Source organism: Nocardia flavorosea (assembly GCF_015477805.1).
Lineage (GTDB): Bacteria > Actinomycetota > Actinomycetes > Mycobacteriales > Mycobacteriaceae > Nocardia > Nocardia flavorosea_A.
The window spans coordinates 1,368,015-1,393,060 of the sequence record NZ_JADLQL010000001.1; the positions used below are offsets into that span (position 1 = coordinate 1,368,015).

The 25,046-nt window shown below is 68.5% G+C and carries 24 protein-coding genes and 1 pseudogene; 8 read left to right on the forward strand and 17 right to left on the reverse strand.

The features are described from left to right. Positions 1-140 precede the first annotated feature (140 nt). The 3 genes from IU448_RS06100 to IU448_RS06110 form a co-directional block, all read right to left on the reverse strand. Positions 141-1,097, reverse strand: a complete 957-nt coding sequence (locus IU448_RS06100; protein WP_195054452.1) for an aspartate carbamoyltransferase catalytic subunit — start codon at positions 1,095-1,097, stop codon at positions 141-143. Continuing rightward, entirely contained in the window at positions 1,094-1,738 is a 645-nt protein-coding gene (pyrR, locus tag IU448_RS06105; RefSeq protein ID WP_195054453.1) for a bifunctional pyr operon transcriptional regulator/uracil phosphoribosyltransferase PyrR, read from the reverse strand. Before pyrR ends, IU448_RS06100 begins: the two co-directional genes overlap by 4 nt. A gap of 180 nt (positions 1,739-1,918) precedes the next feature. Then, positions 1,919-2,074 (reverse strand): hypothetical protein, encoded by a 156-nt coding sequence (locus IU448_RS06110; protein ID WP_195054454.1) that lies wholly within the window; start codon positions 2,072-2,074, stop codon positions 1,919-1,921. Positions 2,075-2,319: 245 nt separating this feature from the next. Between IU448_RS06110 and IU448_RS06115 the strand changes: the two genes are divergently transcribed. Both IU448_RS06115 and IU448_RS06120 read left to right on the forward strand, forming a co-directional pair. Continuing rightward, the gene (locus tag IU448_RS06115) at positions 2,320-2,874 is read left to right on the forward strand and encodes a TetR/AcrR family transcriptional regulator (RefSeq protein ID WP_228812037.1); all 555 of its coding nucleotides are present in this window, start codon (positions 2,320-2,322) and stop codon (positions 2,872-2,874) included. A 560-nt stretch (positions 2,875-3,434) separates the two neighbouring features. After that, a complete protein-coding gene (locus IU448_RS06120) occupies positions 3,435-4,061 on the forward strand; it encodes an alpha-ketoglutarate-dependent dioxygenase AlkB (protein ID WP_195054455.1) in 627 nt (208 codons plus the stop codon). 4 nt (positions 4,062-4,065) lie between these two features. Here IU448_RS06120 and IU448_RS06125 read toward each other — a convergent pair whose 3' ends face one another. Further along, positions 4,066-4,899 carry a hypothetical protein gene (locus IU448_RS06125; protein ID WP_195054456.1) on the reverse strand — a complete coding sequence of 278 codons (834 nt, stop codon included), beginning with the start codon at positions 4,897-4,899 and terminating at the stop codon, positions 4,066-4,068. A gap of 85 nt (positions 4,900-4,984) precedes the next feature. Then, positions 4,985-5,554 (reverse strand): TetR/AcrR family transcriptional regulator, encoded by a 570-nt coding sequence (locus tag IU448_RS06130; RefSeq protein ID WP_195054457.1) that lies wholly within the window; start codon positions 5,552-5,554, stop codon positions 4,985-4,987. Positions 5,555-5,638: 84 nt separating this feature from the next. Between IU448_RS06130 and IU448_RS06135 the strand changes: the two genes are divergently transcribed. After that, positions 5,639-6,610: a quinone oxidoreductase family protein gene (locus tag IU448_RS06135; protein WP_228812038.1), complete on the forward strand. Its 972-nt coding sequence runs from the start codon at positions 5,639-5,641 to the stop codon at positions 6,608-6,610. A gap of 312 nt (positions 6,611-6,922) precedes the next feature. On the opposite strand, the gene IU448_RS06140 is transcribed toward IU448_RS06135, so the two are convergent. The 5 genes from IU448_RS06140 to IU448_RS06160 all read right to left on the reverse strand — a co-directional run bounded on the left by IU448_RS06140 (position 6,923) and on the right by IU448_RS06160 (position 10,033). Continuing rightward, the gene (locus IU448_RS06140) at positions 6,923-7,453 is read right to left on the reverse strand and encodes a DUF4334 domain-containing protein (RefSeq protein ID WP_195054458.1); all 531 of its coding nucleotides are present in this window, start codon (positions 7,451-7,453) and stop codon (positions 6,923-6,925) included. A 73-nt stretch (positions 7,454-7,526) separates the two neighbouring features. Next, the gene (locus IU448_RS06145; protein WP_195054459.1) at positions 7,527-7,784 is read right to left on the reverse strand and encodes a YciI family protein; all 258 of its coding nucleotides are present in this window, start codon (positions 7,782-7,784) and stop codon (positions 7,527-7,529) included. Further along, on the reverse strand, positions 7,785-8,294 hold the full coding sequence (gene nusB / locus IU448_RS06150; protein WP_195054460.1) for a transcription antitermination factor NusB: 510 nt from the start codon (positions 8,292-8,294) through the stop codon (positions 7,785-7,787). 2 nt (positions 8,295-8,296) lie between these two features. Beyond that, on the reverse strand, positions 8,297-8,860 hold the full coding sequence (gene efp, locus IU448_RS06155; protein WP_195054461.1) for an elongation factor P: 564 nt from the start codon (positions 8,858-8,860) through the stop codon (positions 8,297-8,299). Between the two features lie 36 nt (positions 8,861-8,896). Further along, entirely contained in the window at positions 8,897-10,033 is a 1,137-nt protein-coding gene (locus tag IU448_RS06160) for a M24 family metallopeptidase (RefSeq protein WP_195054462.1), read from the reverse strand. 169 nt (positions 10,034-10,202) lie between these two features. Between IU448_RS06160 and IU448_RS06165 the strand changes: the two genes are divergently transcribed. The 4 genes and pseudogenes from IU448_RS06165 to aroB all read left to right on the forward strand — a co-directional run bounded on the left by IU448_RS06165 (position 10,203) and on the right by aroB (position 14,049). Further along, the gene (locus IU448_RS06165) at positions 10,203-10,706 is read left to right on the forward strand and encodes a prepilin peptidase (RefSeq protein ID WP_324188515.1); all 504 of its coding nucleotides are present in this window, start codon (positions 10,203-10,205) and stop codon (positions 10,704-10,706) included. A gap of 87 nt (positions 10,707-10,793) precedes the next feature. Beyond that, positions 10,794-12,020 (forward strand): chorismate synthase, encoded by a 1,227-nt coding sequence (aroC, locus tag IU448_RS06170; RefSeq protein WP_195055066.1) that lies wholly within the window; start codon positions 10,794-10,796, stop codon positions 12,018-12,020. Then, positions 12,020-12,538, forward strand: a pseudogene (locus IU448_RS28780) (shikimate kinase); the annotation flags it as partial. The gene aroC and the pseudogene IU448_RS28780, both read left to right, overlap by 1 nt. A 392-nt stretch (positions 12,539-12,930) precedes the next feature. Further along, the gene (aroB, locus tag IU448_RS06180) at positions 12,931-14,049 is read left to right on the forward strand and encodes a 3-dehydroquinate synthase (protein ID WP_195054465.1); all 1,119 of its coding nucleotides are present in this window, start codon (positions 12,931-12,933) and stop codon (positions 14,047-14,049) included. A gap of 431 nt (positions 14,050-14,480) precedes the next feature. Here the strand turns inward: aroB and IU448_RS06185 are convergent, their stop codons facing one another. The 7 genes from IU448_RS06185 to IU448_RS06215 all read right to left on the reverse strand — a co-directional run bounded on the left by IU448_RS06185 (position 14,481) and on the right by IU448_RS06215 (position 23,758). Beyond that, complete coding sequence (locus IU448_RS06185) at positions 14,481-14,954, reverse strand: B-4DMT family transporter (protein WP_228812039.1); 474 nt, start codon at positions 14,952-14,954, stop codon at positions 14,481-14,483. 79 nt (positions 14,955-15,033) lie between these two features. Further along, positions 15,034-15,954 (reverse strand): shikimate dehydrogenase, encoded by a 921-nt coding sequence (locus tag IU448_RS06190; RefSeq protein ID WP_195054466.1) that lies wholly within the window; start codon positions 15,952-15,954, stop codon positions 15,034-15,036. Then, positions 15,944-17,410 (reverse strand): endolytic transglycosylase MltG, encoded by a 1,467-nt coding sequence (locus IU448_RS06195; RefSeq protein ID WP_195054467.1) that lies wholly within the window; start codon positions 17,408-17,410, stop codon positions 15,944-15,946. The genes IU448_RS06190 and IU448_RS06195 overlap by 11 nt, the downstream gene beginning before the upstream one ends. Beyond that, positions 17,407-18,012 carry a Holliday junction resolvase RuvX gene (gene ruvX, locus IU448_RS06200; protein WP_195054468.1) on the reverse strand — a complete coding sequence of 202 codons (606 nt, stop codon included), beginning with the start codon at positions 18,010-18,012 and terminating at the stop codon, positions 17,407-17,409. Before ruvX ends, IU448_RS06195 begins: the two co-directional genes overlap by 4 nt. Then, complete coding sequence (gene alaS / locus IU448_RS06205) at positions 18,012-20,690, reverse strand: alanine--tRNA ligase (protein WP_195054469.1); 2,679 nt, start codon at positions 20,688-20,690, stop codon at positions 18,012-18,014. Before alaS ends, ruvX begins: the two co-directional genes overlap by 1 nt. 196 nt (positions 20,691-20,886) lie before the next feature. Beyond that, a complete protein-coding gene (locus IU448_RS06210) occupies positions 20,887-22,269 on the reverse strand; it encodes a replication-associated recombination protein A (protein WP_195054470.1) in 1,383 nt (460 codons plus the stop codon). A 322-nt stretch (positions 22,270-22,591) separates the two neighbouring features. Continuing rightward, complete coding sequence (locus IU448_RS06215; RefSeq protein ID WP_195054471.1) at positions 22,592-23,758, reverse strand: phosphotransferase family protein; 1,167 nt, start codon at positions 23,756-23,758, stop codon at positions 22,592-22,594. A 191-nt stretch (positions 23,759-23,949) separates the two neighbouring features. On the opposite strand from IU448_RS06215, the gene IU448_RS06220 reads away from it, so the two are divergent. After that, positions 23,950-24,966 (forward strand): hypothetical protein, encoded by a 1,017-nt coding sequence (locus IU448_RS06220; RefSeq protein WP_195054472.1) that lies wholly within the window; start codon positions 23,950-23,952, stop codon positions 24,964-24,966. The last annotated feature ends 80 nt before the right edge of the window (positions 24,967-25,046 follow it).

Consider the following 25,046-nt stretch of genomic DNA (forward strand, 5'->3'; position numbering starts at 1 on the left):
TCGATCGGGCGTGACCGGGGGCCCTCCGTGGTTACGCTGCGCTGCCTCCTCCGGGCCTGACCCGCTCACGCTGTGTCGATCGGGCGTGACCGGGGGCCCTCCGTGGTTACGCTGCGCTGCCTCCTCCGGGCCCGACCCGCTCACGCCGCGGCCTCCTGCACACCGACCAGCAGGCGGAACAGCACCGCCATACGCATGTGGACTCCATTCGTCACCTGTTGCAATACGGCGGCGCGCGGCGAATCCGCCACCGACGACGCGATCTCCATACCGCGCAGCATGGGGCCGGGATGCAGCACCACGGCATGCTCGTCGAGCAGCGCGACCCGCCGTTCGGACAGCCCGTACCGCACCGCGTACTCCCGCGCCGACGGGAAGAATCCGCCGTTCATCCGTTCCGCCTGAACCCGCAGCATGAGCACCGCGTCGGCGCCGGGCAGCTCGGAGTCCAGATCCACCGATACCCGGACCGGCCAGTCCTCGACTCCCACCGGCAGCAGCGTGCGCGGCGCCACCAACACCACTTCCGCGCCCAGTGTGGACAGTAGGAAGGCGTTGGACCGCGCGACCCGGCTGTGCAGGATATCGCCGACGATCACCACCCGGCGTCCGGCGATATCACCGAGCCGTTGCCGCAGGGTGAGCGCATCGAGCAGGGCCTGCGTGGGATGTTCGTGCATCCCATCACCGGCGTTGATCACCGCCGGGACCGCGCTGCCCGACCGCCGCGACCAGCTCTCGAACCAGTGCGCGATCTGGTGCGCCGCACCGGAGGCGGGATGGCGCACAATGAGCGCGTCGGCGCCGGCGGCGTGGAGGGTCAGCGCGGTATCGCGCAACGATTCGCCTTTCGAGACCGACGAACTGCTCGCGCTCACATTGATCACATCGGCGCTCATCCATTTCCCCGCGACCTCGAAGGAGACGCGAGTCCGGGTGGAGTTCTCGAAGAACACCGTCATCACCGTGCGGCCGCGCAGGGTGGGCAGTTTGCGCACCTCCCGGCCCAGCAGCGCCTGTTCGAACCGTTCGGCCTCGTCGAGCAGGGCGATGGCGGCCGCGCGATCCAGATCGGTCACCGTCAGCAGATGTCTCACTGCCCCTCCCCCTGGTGCAGGAAGACGCCGTCGCGCCCGTCGTGTTCGCTCAGCAGCACCGATACGTCCTCCGTGCGCGCGGTGGGTACGTTCTTCCCGACGAAATCGGCGCGGATAGGCAGTTCGCGATGCCCGCGATCGACGAGAACGGCGAGTTGGACGGCGCGCGGCCGGCCCAGATCGCGCAGCGCGTCGAGCGCGGATCGTACGGTGCGGCCGGAGAAGAGCACATCGTCGACCAGGACCACCAGTGCGTCCTCGACCCCGCCGTCGGGCACCGAGGTCCGCTCCAGCGGGCGGTGTGGTTTGGTGCGCAGATCGTCGCGGTACAGCGTGATATCGAGGGATCCGAGTGCCGGGCGCACACCGGAGAATTCCTCGATCTTGTCGGTGAGCCGCGCGGCGAGAGTCGTCCCGCGGGTGGGGATCCCGATGAGCACCACGCGCGGGGTCCCGGGTTCGCCGGAATCGAGGGCGGTACGTTCGATGATCTGATGCGCGATCCGCGCTACGGTCCGGCCGACATCGGAGGGGGACAACAATTCGCGTCCCGCCGCCACCCATTCCGGCGTATGCCGCGCAACGGGTGGCGCCGCCTCGGCAGCGCCGGACGTGGCGGCCCGTTCTTCGGGCACAGCCATGCCGACCTCCTTCCCCGCCTCACCGGACGGTCCGTTAAAGGATGTCTTTACGCCGAGCAGCCTATCAGCCCGGGGACAGCAGTTTTCACCAGGTGAGGGCGCTGAACCGGTTGTGAGCGGGGACACTCGCCACGAAGGGGTATGCCGGTGTGAGCGCGATAACCGCACACCACGCGACAGTCACTCCCGGACTGCCACCACATGCCCGACCGCGGGGCCGCCTCCCATGGCGCCCGGCCGCCCGTAGGGTGCGACGAGATCGTCCCAGGCGCGAAACGTCGTCTTCCAGCCGTGTGCGGCGAACCACGACTCGCCGCCGGGACCCAGCCCGTTCACCGGTGTCCGGTCCGGTGCCTCCCGGGAGCGGTGCGGTATCTCCGGTCATCGGTGGCACTCCTGCAAGTTACTTACTTGTCGCCCGGCTAGTAAACCACGCCCCTCAGCCGTGCGCTTCGAATCTCGACCGCTTCGTGGCCGACCGGTCGGCCACGAAGCCGCGGGACCATTAGGCTCCCTGCGGCAGACCTTCGAGCACCAGAACTCTCGAACGCGAGTAGACCGTCGATCACAAGGAGACGCCGTTGGCCGGCCGCCGCAGCGATACCCGCGACCGTATCCGGGCGGTGGCGATGGAACTGTTCTCCGAACAGGGTTACGAGAAGACCTCGTTACGTCAGATCGCCGAACACCTCGGCGTCACCAAAGCCGCGCTGTACTACCACTTCCGGACAAAGGAAGATATCGTCGCCAGCCTCTCCGACGACGTCCGCCGCGGTATCGACGAGCTGATCGAATGGGCGGCGACCACCCCGCCCGGCCCGGCCCGCGCCGCGGAGATCCTCGACCGCTACGGCGCCCTGCTGCACAGCACCGGCCGCGATATGGTGCGGTTCATGCACGAAAACCAGCCCGCTTTCCGGGAACTGGGATTCGGAGTGAGCCTGCGTTACCAGTTCCGGCTGATCGCCGACCTGATGACCGAACCCGAGCGCGCACCCCTGGACGTCTTCCACGCCCGGCAGGCACTGCTGGCAATCAGCTGGAGCACGGCGATGATGGGCGATCTCCCCCTCTCCGACGACGAATGCTTCGACGCCGCAGTCGCCGTTGCCCGGAATATACTGCTCGCCGATTAGTTCCATGGTCCACCCCCGGACCCGTTCACGTCTCGGAAGCAACGCGCCGCAACCTCCCGCAGGATCGCTGTTCGAATTCGGCACCACTGGCGAGACGTAACCCGCCGCGCCCTTCGGCCGCCGCACCCCCGAATCCGAAGGCGCTCAGTGACCGTGACCGAACAGAGCCGGCCGAGGCACTCGTCGACCCCACCGAGCCCGTCCCGGCCGCCCCCGTGGCACCGTAACCGGAACGAGTGCGCAGAGAGCACCGACGCCGCGGCCGAAACATTCTCACAATCGATACCACAAGGGCAGCCACCCGAAGCAGGGCGGCGCCCGCACACAGCCCACAACCAGACGAGCAGGTATACAGCTTCCGGATCCCCGATGGCGACACCGTACGCCGGACCAGGGATTCGGCGGACCGTTCGCTGCGCGACCGTCGAGGAACCGGCGGAGCCGATAGCCGATGGAATCCGGGGGCAGAATGAACCGAATCTGCGCGATACGGTCGGCAGGCCCAGTACGCACCCCCAACCATTCGAACTCATGTTCGCATAGCGGCTATGCTGGAAACTATGTCGGTCCCCTTCCAGGCATCGCTGTTCGACGGCTTCGGCGCGATCGAACTAGAACCGCTCACGAATATCCGCCGGACACATCTGACCGACGGCGCGTGGGTGGACCTGCGGCCCGGCTGGTTGCGCGGCGCCGACGAACTCTTCGATCGCCTCACGACCGCGGTGCCGTGGCGCGGGGAACAACGGCCCATGTACGACCGCGTGGTCGACGTACCGAGACTGCTGTGCTTCTACGGCGAGTCCGCTGCGCTGCCCGATCCGGTCCTCGAACGGGCGCGTGATGCCTTGAGTGAGCACTACCGCACCGAACTCGGCGAACCCTTCCGGACAGCCGGACTGTGCTACTACCGCGACGGCCGCGACAGCGTGGCGTGGCACGGGGACACCCTCGGCCGCGGCGCCGCACAGGACACCATGGTCGCCATCCTCACACTGGGGGCACCGCGCCCGCTGTTGCTACGCCCCCGCTCGGGCGGCACCGGCCTGCGGTTCCGGCCCGGACACGGCGACCTGCTCGTCATGGGCGGCTCGTGCCAGCGCACCTGGGAACATGCCGTGCCGAAATCGCGGCGGGCGACCGGACCACGCATCAGTATCCAGTTCCGGCCGCGCGGGGTGCGGTGATCCGCTACCATCGCTCCGGCACAGCCGGGATACCGCGGCGACGGAGCGCCGCGGCACGCGACCAGATCTGAGACTGGAGCGAATCGGCCGGCCGCGGCGAGACGCCGGTCGCGGCACAGAGTTCCGCCCGCGCCTGCCGGGCCGATTCGACCATGCGGCGGTACTGCCGGAAAACCTGCACTTCTCCGTCGCCCCCGTCGTCGAGATACGTGTAATCCATATCCGGGCAGGAGTCCTTGCCCAACCGTGCGACACTCACCGCCCAATCACGCAGCCATTGCGCAGAACCCGCAATGACGAGCACCCGGCCGAACCGATCGATACGGCATCGGCCCCCAGGCGGCGCCCAGTACTCACCGGCACCCGCCAACATCCGCTCCCGCCACGCCTCCACCTCTGCTACGGCAGGATCGAGCCCGAACGTACGCCAGCGCACAGTGCCGTCCGGCCGACCGCGCAACGGTAGTTTGCGGCTCAATGCCGCGGCAGATCGACGCGTGAACACCGTACGGTCGGTGGGCACCAGGGCGATCGGATCGGCGGGTGCGCCGTCGAACGGGTTGGGATCCAGATGGCGCGTATCGATCAGCACGAACGTGCCGTGCCGCCGTTGATACGAAAGCCCCCACAACAACCGGGCCAGCAGCCGGGCGCCGCGCCAGTCCGACAGGATATGCCAAGTTTCGTGAAAGCGATTGCTGGAGAAGCGGAAATCGGTGCCGGGACGCAGTGTGATGGCGGTATGAACCCGCCCGTCGAGCACCATCACGCGGCGATGCAGTTTGATCTGGCCATCGGTGGCAGCGACACGGCGCGGCCGGCTGTTCCGCGCGGTCATACCACCTCCTGAGACCTTGCGTACGCCGCCCAGGAAAGCACGACCGCCGCAGGGCAGCAACGGGTTTTCCCTCGAGCCCGGGCAGTCACGGACTCCGTAACACCGAATCCACCAGTTCCCGGACCGCCGCCAGTAGCCGGTCGGCATCCCCGGCGCGGGCCAGTTCGGGCACTGTCGCACCGGCCAGCGAATCCAGTAGCAACCGGCCGACGACCTCGGCGTCCACCTCGGGCCGCGCCTCTTCCAGCAAAGCGGTGAGATGTTCATGCCAGAACCGGTGCAGTTCTGCGGTACGCGGATGCGGCGGCTCGGTCCGCAGTATCGCCATGAGTTGCAGGTTGTCGATCATCAGCCGGGCCATGGCGTCGAGGAATGCCCGCAGCCGGTCGGCCGCCGGAGCCCCCGGACCGAGCGGGGGTGGCCCCTCGGCCACTCGCGCCCGGAGGGTGAGCGCACTCTCGGCCACCAGTTCGTGCAGCAGCCCGGCCCGATTGCCGAAGCGATGGAAGATCGTGCCCTTCCCCACTCCGGCGGTCGCCGCGACCCGGTCCATGGTGATGCCGTCGGCACCGTGTTCGGCGAGCAGCGCGGCGGTGGCGTCCAGGATGGCACGCCGGTTGCGGGCGGCGTCCGCGCGTTCCTTCGCGGGAGGCATGGCACCACCTTCATTGACAAGTTGACCGACGGTCCATATCTTGGCAGACATAATTGGACCGACAGTCAAGTTATGGAGTTTCCGATGCAGGCAATCGTAATGACACACACCGGCGGGCCGGAGGTCCTGGTCCCACGAGAGGTCCCGGCGCCACAGCCGGATGCCGGAGAAGTCCTGATCCGGGCCGAGGCGATACCGGTGCTCTACCCCGAAACCCTGCTGCGCTCCGGAACTTTCCCCATGGCTGCGCCGCCGCCGGTAGTGTTCGGCCACCAGGCCGCCGGGGAGATCGTCGAGGTGGGCCCGGGCGTGGCCCGCGAACTCCTCGGCCGGCGCGTTGTCGCGGCAACCGCCGGCTCGGGGTCCTATGCCGAATTCGTCTGCGCACCCGTGGCGAATACCACGGTCATTCCGGCGGAGGTGTCGACAGACGATGCGGCGGCCACGATGATGAGCGGCTCGATCGCGCTGGCTCTACTGGAAGCCGCGAACCTGACCGGCACGGAAACGGTCGTTGTGGAAGCCGGCGCCACCGGCGTGGGCAGCTACCTGGTGCAGCTGGCCCGGGAATTCGGCGCGGCGCGGGTGATCGCGACCGCGGGCGGCTCCACCAAGGGCGAGCGCGCCCGGGAGCTGGGGGCCGATCAGGTCATCGACCACCGAACGGACGAGTGGGCGGAGACGCTCGCGGCGAACGCACCGGGCACCGTCGATATCGTCTTCGACTCCATCGGCGGCAGCACCGCGACAGCCCTGCTCAGCGCCATGACACCCGGCTCCGGCCGGATGCTGAGTTACGGATGGCTCTCCGGCACGCCGGCACAGGTATCGGCCGCCGATCTGATCCCGGGCGGCCTCAGCCTCACCGCCTGCGCGGGACCTGCCTGGCACCAGCGGGCACAGCGGGCCAGGGCCGGAATTCTCGCGCGCGTTCCCAGCCTGTCGCCACCGGTCGAGACCGTATTGCCCCTCGGGGAAGCCGCTCGCGGACACGAACTGGTGGAATCCCGGCGTCTACTGGGCAAAGTCGTTCTGCGACCGGCCGCGACACACTGACCGACACCGTCGACGTCGCGACCGCCCGCAGCCCCGGCGATCTCACGGGGATGTAGTCGACGGCGCAAGATCGAATCGCCACCCGGCCCGGCGGGGCACTGCGGTGGGGACATGGCCGGGCCGGCGGCCCCTTCCCTGGCCGATGCTCGCTCGTATCGTCGCCGGCCGATCCAGCACTGCGAATCCCCCGCAGCCGGTACGTGACGACTGGGAGTTCGTCCATAACATCGCTGCAGCGCAGACAATGCACTGCGCTCACGGATTGCGCACCCCACCGGCGATCTTCCGGCTCGGGAAGATACGCCGATCGCCTCAGTGACGCAGGACGAAGAAGTACGGGTCACGCATTCCGCGCATATCCATCACACCGAGCAAGGTCTCGTCGTCGACCCGCCGGAAATGGTCGATAATGGGCAGATGGTCGTAGACCATGGCGGCGCTCACCACCCCGCGGTACTCGATATCGCGTAACCGGGCCGTCGGCTTCCGGGTGCGCAGCAGCGGCGCGACGGTTCGCAGCCTGTTGCGCACGGGCCGCAACCAGTGCGCCGGGATCTTACCGGCCAGCGATAGCGGAACCCGGCGCGGATCCACCGCGAACACGGTGCCCCGCTCATCGGTGAACAACAGTGGGTGCACATCGTCGGCGGCGTCGAATTGCTTTCCGTACCAGCCGGATTCGGTAAGCGTACCGTCCATCGGATGGCCGGTGGGCAGTTCGTCGCCGCGCCAACGGCCGGTAGTCACCTCGGCTACGGGGGCCGCCGGCAGGCTGTCGAAGATCTCCCAGGCCTGCGCGACGGTGCAACCACCGGCCGGCAGGATGGTGGCTTTCTCGGTCATCGTCCGCACTCCTCGATATCAGGGACGTTGCGAGAGATAGCCTATCGCTCTCTCATAGAGCGCCGATGCCCGGTCAGCCGGTGATCTCCCATTCGTACACCGTCAGTTCGGCAGAACCGGTGGTGTGCAGAGGATCGGAGAACACCACCGCCTCGGCGGCCACGCGGGATTCCGCGAGCACAATGTAGGCACCCCCGGTGCTGTCGGTGAACGGCCCGCTTTCCTGCAACATGCTCCGCGCACGGAGGTCGCCCAGGAACTGCCGGTGCGGCTCGCCGACAGCCGGGTCGTACGCCGGAGTCCGGATCGCCAAGACCAGATATTTACGCACTCAGCTATCAGCTTCCGGTTCGGTCGACCGGGTCGCGGCAGCGGCAGCGCGGATCTGCGGCGCCACCAGCACCACCTGCCCCAGCACCCCGTTGACGAACCCGGGCGAATCGTCGGTGGACAGCTCCTTGGCCAGTTCCACCGCCTCGTCCACCGCGACGATCGGCGGGACGTCGGTCGCGTACAGCAGTTCCCATACGGCCACGCGCAGAATCGCCCGGTCCACCGCGGGCAGACGGGACAGCGCCCAATCGTGCAGGTACGACTCGATGGTGCCGTCCACCCGGTCGAGGTCCTCGGCGATACCGTCGACCAGGGTGCGGGTGTAGGCATGCACCGGAGCCACCGCCTGGTCCCGGGCGGCGAGCTCTATCCGTTCATCGGCCAGATCGGCAGGGTCGATATCGCGAGCCTCGGCCTCGAACAGCAGGTCCACCGCGCGGCGCCGGGCCTTGTGCCGGGCGCCGAGTTTCTTGTAGGCGGACTTCTTGTCCGCGGGCTGGTCGGCCACGATCAGGAGTTGACGCGGCCCAGGTAGCTGCCGTCGCGGGTATCGATGCGGAGTTTGTCGCCGGTGTTGATGAACAGCGGGACCTGGACCTCGGCACCGGTCTCCAAGGTGGCCGGTTTGGTACCGCCGGTGGACCGGTCGCCCTGCAGGCCGATATCGGTGTGGGTGACCTCGAGCTCAGCGGTGACCGGCAGCTCCACGTAGAGCGGCGCACCCTCATGGGTGGCAACCTGCACCGTCATGTTCTCGAGCAGGAAGCGGGCCTGCTCACCGATCGTGGTCTCGGCGAGGGCGATCTGATCGAAGGTCTCGCCGTCCATGAAGACGTAATCCGAACCGTCGTGGTATAGATAGGTCATATCCCGGCGGTCGACGGTGGCGGTCTCCACCTTCACACCGGCGTTGAAGGTCTTGTCGACGGTCTTGCCGGACAGCACGTTCTTCAGTTTGGTCCGTACGAAGGCAGGACCTTTCCCCGGCTTGACGTGCTGGAATTCGACGATCTGCTGGAGATTACCGTCGATCTTCAGCACAAGGCCGTTCTTGAAGTCGCTGGTGTCCGCCACTGTGTTCGGGTCTCCTCGGTTCTCGGGCGACCGGCGTCATCCGACGACGGTCAGTTCTTTGCTGGTGTGGGTGAGCAGTTCCGGGCCCCCTTCACGCACCACGAGCGTGTCCTCGATCCGGACGCCGCCGCGGCCGGGAAAGTACACACCTGGTTCGACGGTCACCGCCACGCCAGACAGCAGTGTACCCGTGCCCGTTTTCGCGATACCGGGCGCTTCGTGGATCCGCAGCCCCACCCCGTGGCCCAAACCGTGCACGAACAACGAACCGTGCCCGGCGGAGGCGATCACCTCCCGAGCCGCGGCGTCCACATCGGCGCACGGAACACCGGGTCGTAACGCTTTCCGGCCGGCGGCCTGCGCGGCGTACACCAGGTCGTATACCTCGCGTTGCCAGTCCGCGGGTTCGCCGAGCACGAAGGTCCGGGTCATATCGGAGTGGTAGCCGTCCACGACGGCACCGAAATCGATCTTCACGAAATCACCGGCGGCCAGTACGGCATCGGTCGGCCGGTGGTGTGGAATCGCGGAATTCGCCCCCGCGGCGACGATGGTTTCGAAGGCGATTCCGGCGGCGCCGCGTTCGAACATGGCCCATTCGAGGTCGCGGGCGACCTGGCGCTCGGTGCGTCCCGGGCGGAGTTTCCCGGCTGCCAGCAGCGCGGCCAGCGCCTCGTCGCCGACCGTGCAGGCCGCACGCAACCGGTCCACCTCGTAATCGTCCTTTACCATGCGCAACTGTTCGATCAATCCGGGTGTGGCGACGAAATCGAGTCCGGTGCCGAGTTCCACGAATCCGCGATGCTGATCGACGGTGACGATATGGCTTTCGTAGCCCAGCCGGCCGAACTGCCATTCCCCGGCCGATTCCACGACCCGCCGGGCGACCGCGCGAGCGATCTCGGCCCGCAGATCGGGCACCTGCTCGGCGACCTGAGTGTCGTAGCGACCGTCCGTGGCGATCACGGTACGTTCCTCCGCCCCCGCCGTATCCCACGAATGCACCAGCAGCGCGGCGTTGGAACCGGTGAAACCGGTCAGATAGCGGATGTTCACCAGATCGGTGACCAGCAGGCCGTCGATTTCGTTCTCGACCAGCAGGTTGCGCAGCAGCCCCCGCCGCGCGGCGTAATCGGGCCGCTTCTGCGGGCCACGGCCGGAATCAGCAGACATGGGACAAAAGTACCGCCGACCCGGGTGCGCTACACAGGCCAGGCCGGAGCGAACTCGGCGAACACCGACCGGAACGCGCGGTATTCACACCGCACCGGGGCGGCTCGGGTTGTCCACAGATCACCGCGGAGCCGCCCACCGAGCCGAGATCCCCGGAATCGTGAACGGTGTGGCAGCACTCTTCTTCCTCCTCCTGTCCGGCTGGTGCGGAATACTCGCAGTTTTCGATATCCGTAGCCGGCGCCTGCCGAATCCGCTCACCCTCACGGGCGCCCTGGCTGTACTGGCCTACGCGGTATCGGCCGGGCAATCGGGCGCCGCGCTCCGGGGTGCGGCACTGTTGGCGATCCCCTATCTGGTGGTGCACCTGCTGTGGCCGGCCGCGCTCGGCGCCGGCGATGTGAAACTTGCCGTAGGGCTGGGCGCCGCTGCCGCGCTCGGTGGTACGCACGCCTGGATGTGGTCGGCTCTCGTGGCACCGCTGTTCACCGCCGCGGCCGCGATCGGCCTGCTGCTCGGGCAGTACGTCAGCGCAGCGTGGGTCCGGTACACCCGGCCGCGCGCAAGCATGCCTATCCCGGCATGTGCCCGCTCCCCCGGCGCCCCGGCCGCCGCCGTACCGCACGGACCCGCCATGTGCGCCGCGACCCTGCTGGGCCTGACGCTGTGGTGATCACCCGGCAATCCGATACGGTCGCGCGCGACAGGCACGATGAACACCGCCGACCGCCTGCCCGGAGCGCGGCGCCGACATGGGAAGATGGTCGGCGTGCTGCGCTGGATAACTGCTGGAGAATCCCACGGACCCGCTCTCGTCGCCCTTCTGGAAGGAATGGTCGCCGGAGTCGAGGTGAGCTCGTCGGAGATCTCCGCACAGCTGGCGCGCCGCCGGCTCGGTTACGGTCGCGGCGCCCGGATGAAGTTCGAGGCCGACAAGGTCACCGTGATCGGCGGCGTCCGGCACGGGCGCACCATGGGCGGTCCGGTCGCAATCGAGATCGCCAACTCGGAATGGCCCAAATGGACCACGGTGATGTCGGCCGACGCGGTGGACGAGGCCGAACTCGCCGATCTCGCCCGCAACGCCCCGCTCACCCGGCCGCGTCCCGGCCACGCCGACTATTCGGGAATGCTGAAATACGGCTTCGAGGACGCCCGCCCGGTGCTGGAACGCGCGAGCGCCCGGGAAACCGCCGCCCGAGTCGCGGCCGGCACGGTGGCGCGGGCATTCCTGCGCCAGGCGCTGGGGGTCGAGGTGGTTTCGCATGTGGTCGCCATCGGTACCGCGGCGAACACCACCGGGGTGGTACCCACCGCCGCCGACCTGACCACGATCGACGAAAGCCCGGTACGGGCGTTCGATACCGCGGCCGAGGCTGCCATGATCGCCGAGATCGAGGCGGCGAAGAAGGACGGCGACACCCTGGGCGGTGTCGTCGAGGTGGTCGTCACCGGACTGCCGATCGGTCTGGGGTCGTTCACCAGCGGGGAGAACCGGCTGGATGCGCGGCTCGCGGCCGCGCTCATGGGAATTCAGGCCATCAAGGGCGTCGAGGTCGGCGACGGATTCGAGACAGCACGCCGCCGTGGCAGCCAGGCCCACGACGAGATGCGACCGGGTCCCGATGGTGTGCTGCGCTCGACCAACCGCGCGGGTGGCCTCGAGGGCGGAATGACCAACGGCGAGGCGCTGCGGGTCCGGGCGGCGATGAAACCCATCTCCACCGTGCCGCGGGCGCTGTCCACCGTCGATATGGCCACCGGCGCGCAAGCTTCGGCGATCCACCAGCGCTCCGATGTCTGCGCGGTCCCGGCGGCGGGGGTGGTGGCCGAATCCATGGTTGCGCTGGTGGTGGCCCAGGCGGCGCTGGAGAAGTTCGGCGGCGATTCGATCGCCGAAACGGTGAGCAACCTCGACGGCTACGTGAAGCGGATCAGCGCTCGCCCGCACCTGAACCCGGGCGAACACGTCGCCGACCCGGCGTAATGTCCGCGCAGACCGATCCGCGCGGCCCGCGGGTGGTGCTGATCGGGCCGCCGGGCGCGGGCAAGACGACGATCGGCCGGAAACTGGCCCGTGAATTGGGCGTCGAACTGTACGACACCGATGCCGGTATCGAGGAGACCTCCGGCCGCAGCATTCCGGAGATCTTCGCCGGCGACGGCGAACCCGGCTTCCGGCGCCTCGAAGAAGAGGTGGTGGGCCGGGCGCTGCACAACCAGCGGGGTGTCGTTTCACTCGGCGGGGGCGCGGTGCTGTCCGAGAGCACCCGGGCCCTGCTGCGGGAATGCACGGTGGTGTATCTGGAGATCAGTATCGCCGAGGGCCTGCGCCGCACCGGTGCCACGAATACCCGGCCGCTGCTCGGCGGCGCCGATCCGGATACGAAGTACCGCGAAATCATGCGTATCCGCCGACCGCTCTACCGGGAGGTCGCCTCGGTGCGGGTACGCACCGACGGGCGCAGTCCGGGCCGGGTGGTTCGCGCGATCATGGGCAAACTCGGCCTCGAGCCGGTTCACCCGGAAACAACCGAAACCGATGTCGCGGCCGGAGCCACCCCGCAGCGTGCGAGCCGCTCCCGGGCACGGCGTCGCGCCCGGGCACGCGCTCGGCGGGCGGCAGCCGCGCAGCAGAAGTCAGCCGGGGCAGCCCCGGTCGACGCCGCTACCGCGGACACCGGAGCGAACAACGATGCCGGCCGGGCAGCGGCGGCCGAAGGTGAGAAGCCGGGCGCACCGGCGGACCGGCGAACCGAACCCACCGCCCCCGGCCTGCGCACACCCGGCCGGTCCCGCCGGGCCCGGGCCCGGCGCGCGCGGGCCCGCAGACAACAACGTGAACAGGCCGAGCAGACCCGGACCGAACAGGCAAAGACAGAAACGGAGCAGCCCAGGTGACAGAACCGACGCGTATCGAGGTCCGCACCGCACAGCCCTATCCGGTGATCATCGGCCGCGGTTTGCTCGGTGATCTCGTCGAGGCCGTGACCGGTTCCGGTGGTGTGCGCACCGTCGCTCTCTTCCATCAGCCCTCACTGGTCGAAACCGCGGAGGTGGTGCGCACGACGCTGGCCGAGGCCGGGGTAGACGCGCACCGGATCGAGATTCCCGACGCGGAGGCCGGTAAGGAACTCGCAGTCGCCGGCTTCTGCTGGGAGGTACTGGGCCGGATCGGCCTGACCCGCAGCGATGTGGTGGTCAGTCTCGGCGGTGGTGCGGCCACCGACCTCGCGGGCTTCGTCGCGGCGACCTGGATGCGCGGGGTGAAGATCGTGCATGTGCCCACCACCCTGCTGGCGATGGTGGACGCGGCAGTGGGCGGTAAGACCGGGATCAATACCGAGGCCGGGAAGAACTTGGTGGGCTGCTTCCATGAACCGTCGGCGGTGCTGGTCGATCTGGTGACGCTGGAAACCGTCCCGCGCAACGAGATCGTGGCCGGGATGGCCGAGATCATCAAGGCCGGTTTCATCGCCGATCCGGTGATCCTGGACCTGATCGAGCAGGACCCGGAGGCCGCGCTCGATCCGGCCGGCGATGTGCTGCCGGAACTGATCCGGCGCGCTGTCGCGGTCAAAGCCGATGTAGTGGCCGCCGATCTCACGGAATCGGCGCTGCGGGAAATCCTCAACTACGGCCACACCCTCGGTCATGCCATCGAGCGCCGGGAACGCTACCGCTGGCGCCATGGTGCGGCGGTCGCAGTGGGGCTGGTGTTCGCCGCCGAATTGGGTCGCTTGGCCGGTCGCCTCGACGATGCCACCGCCGACCGGCATCGCAGCATTCTGGAAAGCGTGGGCCTGCCCACCACCTACGATCCCGATGCCCTGCCGCAACTACTGGAGGGTATGCAGACCGATAAGAAGACCCGCTCCGGCGTGCTGCGGTTCGTCGTGCTGGACGGGCTGGCCAAGCCGGGGCGGCTGGAAGGCCCGGACCCCGCGCTGCTCGCTGCCGCGTACTCGGCGGTGGCCGGGGCGGGCTCCAGTGGTGGCGGCGCAATCCTGCTGTGAGCGGAGCGAGTGCGGCGAGGCAGTCGGCAGCCAACCCCCGTTCGACGGCCTGCCTGCCGGCATCGCAGGCAGGCCGTACTCGCCTTCCATGGAAACCGGCGGAGCTGTCCTGAGGTTGCTCGGTGCGGTGTTCGCGTGGCGATGGCCGCCATCGGTGCAACCCGGTGGGCCCCTACCGACCGTATGGCTCATCGCCGGCCCGGCCGTAGGGACGCAGTTGCCAGCAGCCGTCTCGGCACGGTTAACAGCCGTATCAGCCGAGCACCGGACAATCCGCACGGCGCGCAGCCGCACCGTACCGGTGGCCGAGTGGCCCGCCGGCATACGGGCGAGCGCACCCGGGCGACTGACTACGAGATTCGGCTCACCGGCACATCGCGGAGAAACGGCGATTGCCGGTGAGGCCGGGGTCCGTCGCCGGCAGGCCGGTCTCAGGCGGCGGAACCGGCGGGCCGGAGTCCGGCGGTATCGGCCGGACGGCCCTGCTCCCGGCGTGCCTGCCGCCGGCCCACGGCCACACCGATGAGCGCCGGGACGAAGATCAGCAGCACGATGAACGCGGAGGCGGCAGTCGCCTCGAAGAGCAGTCCGGCGTCGCCGAGATCGACCCGCGGTACGAAATCCAGCAGCCAGGACACGAGGCCGCAACCGATACCGCCGGCCACCGCGGCCTGCAGCCACAGAATGGTCAGATCGGCGCCGCGTTCCGGATCGGTGTTGGCCCGCCGGTCCGCCCGGCCGTCCACCAGGCCCCACGCGACCGCGGCACCGATCAACACCACCAGGCAGAGCAGCCGCAGCCACACCCCGTAGGTCGGGACGAACCCCATCGCGAATCCGAGGAGTACCCGGAGCACGACGGCCAGCCCACCGAGCGCCAGTGCCCGCAACAACCACGCAGTCATGCCGATCACCATAACGCTCTTCACCGTAAACTAGAACCGGTTACAGAATATCGATGGCATACGGTGGCGAACCGGGCGATCAGCCCAGGTCGGATACCGCGGCCGCCATCGCCGCCCGCGGAGCGGGTTTCCCGGTGAACTGCTCGACCTGTCCGTAGGCCTGTTCGAGCAACATCTGCAGGCCGCCGACCACGGTATGACCCGCCGCCGCCACCGCTTCCGCGAGCGGGGTCGGCCACGGGTTGTAGAGGGCATCGAGCACCACCGGCGCCGCCGCCACCGCGCCGGCGATACCGGCTGCCGCCTGATACGGGACAGTGCTGACCACCGCCCCGGCCGCCGCGCAGCGCCCCGCCAGCTCGGGCGCGTCGAAGCCGATGACCTCGGAATCCGCGCCGAGTTGCGTGGCGAGTTCGCGCGCACCGGCGGCCCGGCCGGCGTCGCGCGCCACGATCGTGACCCGTCGCGCGCCCAGTCCGGTCAGCGCCAGCAGCGCCGGCCGGGCGGTCCCGCCGGCGCCGAGTACTACCGCTTCGGTCAACTCGGTCACCCCACCGCCGCGCAACGCACCCAGTACACCGTCCACGTCGGTACAGTCCGCCCGCCAACCGGATTCGGTCCGCACGAGGGTATTGGCCGAGCCGACGAGCATCGCACGTTCGGTGCGTTCGCCGGCATAGGCGAGCGCGGCCTCCTTACCCGGCATGGTCACCGATAGGCCGACCCATTCGGGTCCGAGTCCGTCCATCAGCCGTGGCAGTTCGGCCGCGGTGCATTCGATCCGGTCGTAGGACCAGTCCAGGCCGAGCGCCCGATAGGCGGCCAGGTGCAGCTGTGGAGAGCGGGAATGGGTGATGGGGCTGCCGAGTACGGCCGCCCGCCGTGGACCGCCGGTCGATACTGACCGCGCCGCCGATCCGGAGTCGGCCGTGCTGCCGGAGCCCTCCGCAGTCCCGGAAGGCCCCGTCGATCCGGGCCTGCCACCCGATTCAGCGCCCACTGTCGAGAATCCCGCTTTCCAATGCCAATTCGATGTTCTGCAGATGCTCGCCGTAACTCTCGGTGAACAGCGTCGTACCTTCCTTGTCGACCGTGACGAAATACAGCCAGTCACCCGGCTCGGGCTTCTCCATCGCCTCCAACGCCTGGATCGAGGGAGCGGAGATCGGGGTGGCGGGCAGCCCGGCCATGGCGTAGGTGTTCCACGGGGTGGTCTGCGCGCGATCGGCGTCGGTGGTGGCGACCTCGGTTTTGTCCAGGGCGTAGTTGACCGTGGAATCGAACTGCAGCGGCTGGCCGATATCGAGCCGGTTCACGATCACCCGGGCCACCTTGCTCATGTCCTGGGGCAAGGCTTCGCGTTCCACCAGGGAAGCCCCGATGAGCGTTTCGTAGGGACTCAACCCGTTGGCTGCCCCGGATTCGAGCAACCCGGTGGACTCGTAGCTCGCCGCGCTTTCGCTGACCAGTTTCCGCAGGATCTCCTGGGCGGACCCGGTCGGATCGAAATCCCAGCTGCCCGCGGCGATCAGCCCCTCGAGCTGACGCCGCCGGTCCGGCACCTGCCGGACTGCATCCATAGCCCATTCCGGCACGCCGAGGGCGGCCAGATCGGTACCGGCGCCGGCCTCTTCGAGTTGTTCGTAGGTGATACACCGGCGTTCGGGGCCGTCGCCGACACAACTGGCGGCGGCGATCTTGGTGTAGATGCCTTCCTTGCGGGCGCCGGTGTTCACATCGTGCTGATCGTGCAACTGCCGGCCCTCCGAGATGACCAGGCTGCCCACTCGGGTTTCCGGCGCCACCAATGCCGCGACGGCATCCCGACCGGGGCTGCGCTCCGGAATGGCGTAGTAGCCGGGCTGTACCGAACTCATGCTCTCGTTCTGTACGGCTGCCTCGTAGAACGCTGCCGAGCTGGCCACCACACCGGCTTCTTCCATGGTGGCGGCTATCTCGGTGGCCGTATCGCCGGCCGCCACGTGAACCACCACCGGCGCGCCACCCGGCCCGGGGAAATCCTCCGGCGGGGTGTAGCGGTTGACGAGCTTGTACACGCCGGCGCCGAGAATCAGCACGAGCACCACCGCGGCGGCCGCCCAGAGCAGCTTCTTGCGGCCCCCGCTCTGTTTCTCCCGGGCCCGCCGGGCGGCGGCTCGGCCCCCGCGGCGAGGTACCGGCCGGGAGCGGGTGCGCGGTCGCGGCTCGGGCTCGTCGTCCTCGTCCTCGTCGTCGATGTACTCGTCCTCGTCGACGTAGCGGGGGATGACTGTGGTGTCGTCGTCCTCGTACGGGTCCCAGCCGGTATCCGGCTCGGCATCCCATTCGGGGTCGTCGGCTACGGGCGTGGCGGCCGCCCGGCGGGACCGCTCCCAGGCCTTGTCGTCGCGGCGGTATCGCCGCTCGGCCTCACGCTGCCGGAACCGCGCCTCTGCCTGCGCCCACCGATCCGTCATTCATCGTCTCCGAACAACGCGGTCCGTTCCGCGTCCTCGGCCGACCTCATCATCGAACTCCGTTCGTCCAACCAGCTCTGCAGGATCGAAACAGCAGCCGCCTGATCGATCACCTGCCGCTGTCCGCGTGCTCGGACACCGCTGTCCCGCAGAGCGCGTGCAGCAGACACCGTAGTCAAACGTTCGTCGGAAAGGCGGATCGGCACTTCGGGCAGCGCGTCGCGCAATCTTCCGGCGAACTCTACGGCCAGCCGTGCCGCGGTGCCGCTTTCGCCGCGTAGCGTGCGCGGCAACCCGACGATGATCTCCACCGCCTCGTATTCCGCCGCGATCTCGGCGATCCGCGCGATATCCGCGCCGACGGCCGGCTTCCCGCGCGCACCGGGCGCGGCGGCACCTGTCGTATTGCGTCCGGACCGGCGGCCGGGCGCACCGGCCCGGGGCACCGTCTCCACCGGAGTGGCCAGCACACCGCCGGGGTCACTGGCCGCCACCCCGATCCGAACGCTGCCCACGTCGATGCCGAGCCGGCGGCCGCGGCCCGGGTCGGCATCGGGGTGCGGCCGGTCGACCGGGATATCCGCGCCGGAACCAGCCGCCATCAGCCGGCGTGTGTGCCGATATGGTCCCGGACCGCCGCCAGGCCCGCCTCGATACCCGACGGGTCCGACCCCGCGCCCTGGGCCATCTCGGGCTTACCGCCGCCGCGGCCGGAGATGCTCGGGCCGAAGACACCGACCAGCGCACCGGCGGCGAAACCCTCATCCTGGGCTGCCTTGTTCACGGTGACGACGAACGGCACCTTGCCCTCGTTATTTCCGAGCAACACCACGATGGCGGGCGTGGAGCCCAGCCGGCCGCGGATATCGGCCGCCAGGGTGCGCAGATCCCCGGCCGCGACGCCCTCCGGGGCGGCCGCCGCCACCAGCAGCACATCCCCGATCCGTTGCGCGGCGTCGGCGTACGAGCCCGCTGAGGACAACACCGCCGCCACCTTGGTCCGCTCGAGCTCCTTCTCGGCGACCTTCAGCCGATCCACGAGCTGCTCCACCCGTCCCGGAACTTCGTCGGAAGGCACTTTCAACATGGACGCGACACCGGCCAGCAGCGCCCGCTCCTTCGCCAGATGCCGGTACGAATCCAGCCCGACGAACGCCTCCACGCGGCGCACCCCCGAACCCACCGACGACTCCCCGAGCAGGGTGATCGGGCCGATCTGGGAGGAATGGCCCACATGGGTGCCACCGCACAGCTCCATGGAGAACGGTCCGCCCATCTCCACTACCCGCACACGGTCACCGTAGTTCTCGCCGAACAGGGCCAGCGCACCCATTTCGCGAGCCTTCGGCAGATCGGTGACGAAGGTGTTCACCGGATAGTCGGCGCCGACACCGTCGTTGGACACCGCTTCGATATCGGCCTTCTGCTGTTCGGAGAGCTGGCCCTGCCAGTTGAAATCGAACCGCAGATACCCGGGCTTGTTCATCGAACCCGCCTGCACCGCATTGGGACCGAGGACCTGCCGCAACGCGGCGTGCACCATATGCGTTCCGGAATGTCCTTGGGTGGCACCGCGCCGCCAACCGGGATCCACCTGGGCGAGCACCACATCGCCCTCGGTGATCTGTCCCTGTTCCACCGTGCACCGGTGCACCCAGAGCTTCTTCGCGATCTTCTGCACATCGTTGACGGTGAGCTTGGTACCGGCGGTGGTGATCGTGCCGCGATCGGCGATCTGACCGCCCGATTCGGCGTAGAGCGGGCTGCGGTCCAGGATCACCTCGATATCGGTACCGGCGACCGCGGTCGGCACCCGGACGCCGTCGCCGATGAGCGCGAGCACTCGCGCCTCGGAGGTCAGTTCGTCGAAACCGGTGAACTCGGTATCGCCCCGGTCGACCAGTTCCTTGTAGACGGAAAGGTCGGCGTGGGCATGCTTACGGGCGTGCGCGTCCTCCTTGGCCCGCTGCCGCTGCTCGGCCATCAGCGACCGGAAACCCGCCTCGTCCACGGACAGGCCGGCTTCGGACGCCATCTCGAGCGTCAGGTCGATCGGGAAACCGTAGGTGTCGTGCAGGGTGAAGGCGTCGGCTCCGGAGATCCTGCCGGTCTTACCGGCCGGGGTGGCCGCCTTGACTTCCTCGACGGTTTCGTCGAAAAGCCGCGATCCGGTGGCCAGCGTCTTACGGAAAGCGGTCTCCTCCCCGACCGCGACCGTTTCGATCCGCGCGAAATCGGTGGACAGCTCGGGATAGGACGGCGCCATCAGCTCGCTCACGACCTGCATGAACTGGCTCATCACCGGTTGCTCGGCACCCAGCAGCCGGGCCGAGCGCACGATCCGGCGCAGCAGCCGCCGCAGCACATATCCGCGCCCGTCGTTGCCCGGATTGACGCCGTCGGCGATCAGCATCGCGGACGTGCGCGCATGGTCGGCGATGACCCGGAAGCGCACATCGTCGGCGTGTTCGACACCGTAGGACCGGCCGGTGAGTTCTTGGGCCTTGTCGATGATGGGGCGCAGCAGATCGGTTTCGTAGACATTGTCGACACCCTGCAGCAGCAGTGCGATGCGCTCGATACCCATCCCGGTGTCGATGTTCTTCTTCGGCAGCACACCCACCGGCGGATACCCCAGTTTGGGGCTGTCCTCGCCGCGGACGTCCTGCATGAAGACCAAGTTCCAGATCTCCAGATAGCGGTCCTCGTCGGCGACCGGTCCGCCGTCGCGGCCGTACTCGGGTCCGCGGTCGTAATAGATCTCGGAGCAAGGCCCACCGGGACCGGGCACTCCCATATCCCAGTAGTTGTCCTTGCCGTCGCGGAACTGGATCCGTTCCTCGGGAATGCCGGCCACCTTGCGCCACAGCTCGGCGGCTTCCGGATCGGCCTCGTAGGCGGTGACCCAGATCCGTTCGGGATCGAACCCGTAACCACCGTCCTCCTGGGACCTGGTGATCAGTTCCCACGCGAAGCGGATGGCGTCTTCCTTGAAGTAATCGCCGAACGAGAAATTGCCGGCCATCTGGAAGAAGGTGTTGTGCCGGGTGGTGACGCCGACTTCTTCGATATCACCGGTGCGCACACATTTCTGCACACTGGTCGCACGCGGGTAGGGCGGCGTCTGCTGACCGAGGAAGTACGGTTTGAACTGCACCATGCCCGCGTTCACGAACAGCAGGTTCGGGTCGTCGAGAATCAGCGATGCACTGGGCACCTCCGTATGCCCGGCACGAACGAAATGGTCCAGGAATCGCCGTCTGATCTCGTGGGTCTGCACAGATATCCAGCCTACCGGGACGGTGCACGCGAATTATCACCGAGCCGGGTTAGCCGCACCGCACCGGTCGAACGCGGCCTGTCCGGTGCCTTCGGTGGACAGCCTGCCGCCCGCGACCATTCTGCTCCGGCGAGACCCGAGGCACCGGCGGCCCCTTCGAGATCGGCGAGGATCACGACGTCGCCGCGGTCGGCGCCTACCCTCTGCCGCGTCCGTCCCGGCTCCGCAGGCCACGTACTATCCTGCGCAGGGTACTCACCCGGGGACCGACCGCCCGCTCGTTGCCGTGGTCGGTCGGGTGGTAGTAATCCACACCGACCAGCTCATCCGGCGGGTACTGCTGGGCGAGCACACCGTCCGGGTCGTCGTGCGGGTACCGGTATCCCCGGGCATTACCGAGCGCCGCCGCACCGGAGTAGTGGCCGTCGCGCAGATGCGGCGGCACCGCACCCGCCTTACCGGCTGTCACATCGGCCATGGCCGCGCCGATCGCGGCCACCACGGCACCCGATTTCGGGGCCGTGGCGAGATGGATGGTGGCCTGAGCCAGTGCCAGCCGGGCCTCCGGCAACCCGACCAGCTGCACCACCTGCGCCGCGGCCGTCGCGGTCTGCAACGCGCTGGGGTCCGCCATCCCGATATCTTCGCTGGCGTGGATCATCAGCCGGCGGGCGATGAAACGCGGATCCTCCCCCGCGGTCAGCATCCGGGCGAGGTAGTGCAGGGCGGCATCCACGTCCGAGCCGCGAATGGATTTGATGAACGCGCTGATCACGTCGTAATGCTGGTCACCGGCCCGGTCGTAACGGACGGCCGCCTTGTCCACGCTGGCGGCGACCAGGTCGAGGTCGATCCGGCCGTCGAGCGAGGATTCCGCGGAGGCCTCCAGGGCGGTGAGCGCGCGACGGGCGTCCCCGCCGGCGATCCGCACGATATGGTCGATCGCCTCGTCGGTAACGGTGAACTGCTCGTCCAGCCCGCGGGGATCGGCGAGGGCGCGGGTGAGCACGGTGCGGATATCGTCGGCCGTCAGCGACTGCAACTGCAGCACCAGCGACCGGGACAGCAGTGGGGCCACCACGGAGAACGACGGGTTCTCCGTGGTCGCGCCCACCAGCAGCACGATCCGGTTCTCGACCGCGGCCAGCAGCGCGTCCTGCTGCGTTTTGGAGAACCGGTGCACCTCGTCGATGAACAGCACGGTCTGCTCCCCGGCGGTGAGCCGCCGCCGGGCCACATCGATCACCGCCCGCACCTCTTTGACTCCCGCCGACAACGCGGACAGCGCCTCGAACCGGCGCCCGGTGGCATGGGAGATCAGCGAGGCCAGCGTGGTCTTCCCCGTTCCCGGCGGCCCATAGAGCAGAACCGACGCCGCACCCGACCCTTCGACGAGGCGGCGCAGCGGTGAGCCGGCCCCGAGCAGATGCTGCTGCCCGACGACCTCGTCGAGGGAGGCGGGCCGCATCCGCACCGCCAACGGTGCGCGGGTATCACCGACCCGAACAGCCTGATCCTGCCCGGCAAAGCCCGGTGCATCCGGCCCCGCACCGGGCATATCGAACAGCCCGTCGCTCATGCCGCGCCTTCTGTGGGCCGGAGAGAACTACCGTGGTGACCTTTCGCTACCGCTTCCCGGCCTGACGCACTCATGGCTGCGACCGTACCGTCCGCCCCCGACCCCCGTCCCCACGTGGACTCGCCGGACCGTCCTGGACCCGCGTCACGGCCCTCTTGCGGGCGACAGCCACGACCAGAGCGAGTGAGTCCCCTTCGAGACAGACCCACGGAGCGGCCGGCGATAAACACAGCCCGTCCCTTACAGACCGTCTACTCGCAAGCAGCGTAAACAGGCCCCACTCCACGCTGAAACTGCGGCTTCGCCTGCACCGACCCCTACCTCAGCTGAGATGTTCGTCGAGCAGCGCGCACACACCTTCGGCAAAATCGCCGACCGCGTCGTTGCCGAGGCACCGCGCGTCCTCGGCCAGCCCGGCCCACCGGTTGAGCAGGGCATCCGATCGCGGCACCGACAGCCCGTGTTCGCGGGCGGCCGCGATCCGGGTGTGGTCCGCGGGCAGGAACCAGTACGTGCTCAGCCAGACCCAGATCAGCCGCGCCTCGAGGATCTTCTCGGCCAGCAGGTCGTCATCGGCGAGAGCCGGCCATACGCCGACCACCTCGGCCCGCCATGCCTCCACCATCTGATCGGCCAGTTCGCGGGACAGTTCGATATCGCACAGACAGCCGGGGAAGGACACCAGCGCGTACGCGATATCGAGGGTGGCGTCACGGAAACCGCCCCATTCGTAGTCGAGGATGCGGGCGCCCTCGTCGTTGATGATCACATTGTCGGGGCACAGGTCCGAGGGGCTGAACGCCCGGAACCGCCCGCCGCCGAACAGCCGGGCCCCGTGGGCGACCTGGTCGGCCACCTCGTCGGGCACGTCGATGCCGAGTTCGCGCCGCAGCAGGGCGGGTACCTCCGTGACGGCGGCCTCGGCCTGCTGGGCTATGCCGTCCACCCGGTGCAGTACGTCGACCCGGCGGAGCAGTGCGACGAAATCGAGTTCCCGTCCGACCGTGGCGGCATGCATCCGGCCGAGCGCCTGCGCGAATGCCATCATCGCGTTCTGGGCGGCCGGTTCGGCGCCGCTGCGCAGCACATCGGTGAGTTTGGTGTTCTCCCCCAGATCGCTCAGCACGAGCAATCGGTCGGGCAGACTGTGCGCGATGAGGTACGCGCCCGGGCGTTCGCCCCGGCTCAGCGCGGTGGTGAACTGGTAGGACACCGCTTCCCGGAGGAAGGCCGAATCGACGCTGGCGACCCCCGGCATGATCGTCACGTTCTTGGGGTCCGCGACGGCGCCGCGCACCTGCTTGACGATCAGGGTGCGTGGTAGGGAGAACGCGTTCTCGGCGACCCGGACCCGTAGGACGGTGGTCCGTCCGCTGCCGCTGAGTTCGGCGGGATCGCTCAGCTTCACCGGAGCACCCATTCGCTTTGTGAGCAACTGCTGTGCTGCGGATACGACTTCGGTGGCTCGTTCGGCCAGTAGTGCAGTCATCGCATCTCAAGTTACTCGCATTCGGTCACTTCTAGCGAGCGGTTGAACAACCTTTCCGTGTCGCCCGGCGTGTCAGACGTGTTCCCCGGTGTATCTGCGGCCTGCTTGACAGCGCTTCGCAGGTCGGGTTTTCTCGATCTGAACTGCTGTGCGCCACACCGGAAACCATTTGAGCCGAAAGGTATGCCAGCGTGACCGACACACCGAGTTCCGCCCCCGACTCCCCCGGTGCCCCGGACACGGCAGGCAGGCGGCCCACGCCCGGTGAAACCCGGCCCCCGACGCCCGGTGGCCCGGCCGCGGACGCCTCGCGAACAGGCGATTTCCCCGGAGGTGTGGTCCACGACCCGGGCCGGAGCGATCCGCCCAGGATGGAGAAACCCGTCACCACGGCGGGGCCGGGTACCGACCCCGCCGCGCGCACGGTCACCGATGGGCCCGAACCGCTCGCCACCACCGGCCGGCCCGCGCCGGACGGCACCATTCCCGATCCGGCCGCCGGCCAACCCGTCTACGGGCCTCCCGGCACGGGCCCCGGGCCGGAATCGCAGGTCTACGGCTACCAGGCGCTCGGCACGGGAGTCCCCGGCCGGCTCGATATCGGGCACGCGCTCAGTTACGGCCTCGAGAAGTTCCGTCGCAATCCAGGACCCTGGGTCGCGGCGACCTCGCTCGGCTTCATCATCTATCTGCTGTTCTACCTGGTGGCCCGGATCACCGAACCCCGGTCGGCGACCGCTCTGCTGGTGCTGTTCGCCGTTGTCATGGCCGGTCTCTGGGCGCTCCAGGCCGCCCTCGTACGAGGCGCGCTCTATGAAACCGACGGGTACCGGCCCGGTTTCGGTTCCTATTTCTATATCGGCAACTCGGGCAACGCATTCCTGACCGCGCTGCTGGCCTTTCTGGCAACGACTCTGGCCTCCGCGCTGTGCTTGATTCCCGGAATGCTGGTCGGTATCGGCTGTATGTTCTCGCTGCATTTCGCCATCGATCAGGGTCAGACACCGGTCGAAGCGATCAAATCCAGTTTCCTGCTGGCACTGCGCGATCCGTGGCGGGTGTTCCTGCTGGTACTGACCGTCGTCGTGGTGGCCGGCCTCGGCCTGCTCGCCTGTGGTTTCGGGCTGCTGGTGGCCGGTCCGGTGGCGGCGATCGCGGTGACCTACGCATATCGCACGCTCACCGGCGGCCCGGTCGCACCCGTCTGACGTACGCCGTCTTCCACAGAACACCGGCGCCGGACCGGCGGAATATCGTTCGGCGTTCGAGGAGTCGAACGCCGAACGCC

Bases quoted from the DNA above. Each gene is read 5' to 3' on its own strand.
- pyrR (WP_195054453.1), bottom strand. From the start codon at position 1,738: ATGGCTGTGCCCGAAGAACGGGCCGCCACGTCCGGCGCTGCCGAGGCG.
- IU448_RS06120 (WP_195054455.1), top strand. From the start codon at position 3,435: ATGTCGGTCCCCTTCCAGGCATCGCTGTTCGACGGCTTCGGCGCGATC.
- IU448_RS06125 (WP_195054456.1), bottom strand. From the start codon at position 4,899: ATGACCGCGCGGAACAGCCGGCCGCGCCGTGTCGCTGCCACCGATGGC.
- IU448_RS06130 (WP_195054457.1), bottom strand. From the start codon at position 5,554: ATGCCTCCCGCGAAGGAACGCGCGGACGCCGCCCGCAACCGGCGTGCC.
- IU448_RS06135 (WP_228812038.1), top strand. From the start codon at position 5,639: ATGCAGGCAATCGTAATGACACACACCGGCGGGCCGGAGGTCCTGGTC.
- IU448_RS06140 (WP_195054458.1), bottom strand. From the start codon at position 7,453: ATGACCGAGAAAGCCACCATCCTGCCGGCCGGTGGTTGCACCGTCGCG.
- IU448_RS06160 (WP_195054462.1), bottom strand. From the start codon at position 10,033: ATGTCTGCTGATTCCGGCCGTGGCCCGCAGAAGCGGCCCGATTACGCC.
- aroC (WP_195055066.1), top strand. From the start codon at position 10,794: ATGGTCGGCGTGCTGCGCTGGATAACTGCTGGAGAATCCCACGGACCC.
- IU448_RS06185 (WP_228812039.1), bottom strand. From the start codon at position 14,954: ATGACTGCGTGGTTGTTGCGGGCACTGGCGCTCGGTGGGCTGGCCGTC.
- IU448_RS06195 (WP_195054467.1), bottom strand. From the start codon at position 17,410: ATGACGGATCGGTGGGCGCAGGCAGAGGCGCGGTTCCGGCAGCGTGAG.
- ruvX (WP_195054468.1), bottom strand. From the start codon at position 18,012: ATGGCGGCTGGTTCCGGCGCGGATATCCCGGTCGACCGGCCGCACCCC.
- IU448_RS06210 (WP_195054470.1), bottom strand. From the start codon at position 22,269: ATGAGCGACGGGCTGTTCGATATGCCCGGTGCGGGGCCGGATGCACCG.
- IU448_RS06215 (WP_195054471.1), bottom strand. From the start codon at position 23,758: ATGACTGCACTACTGGCCGAACGAGCCACCGAAGTCGTATCCGCAGCA.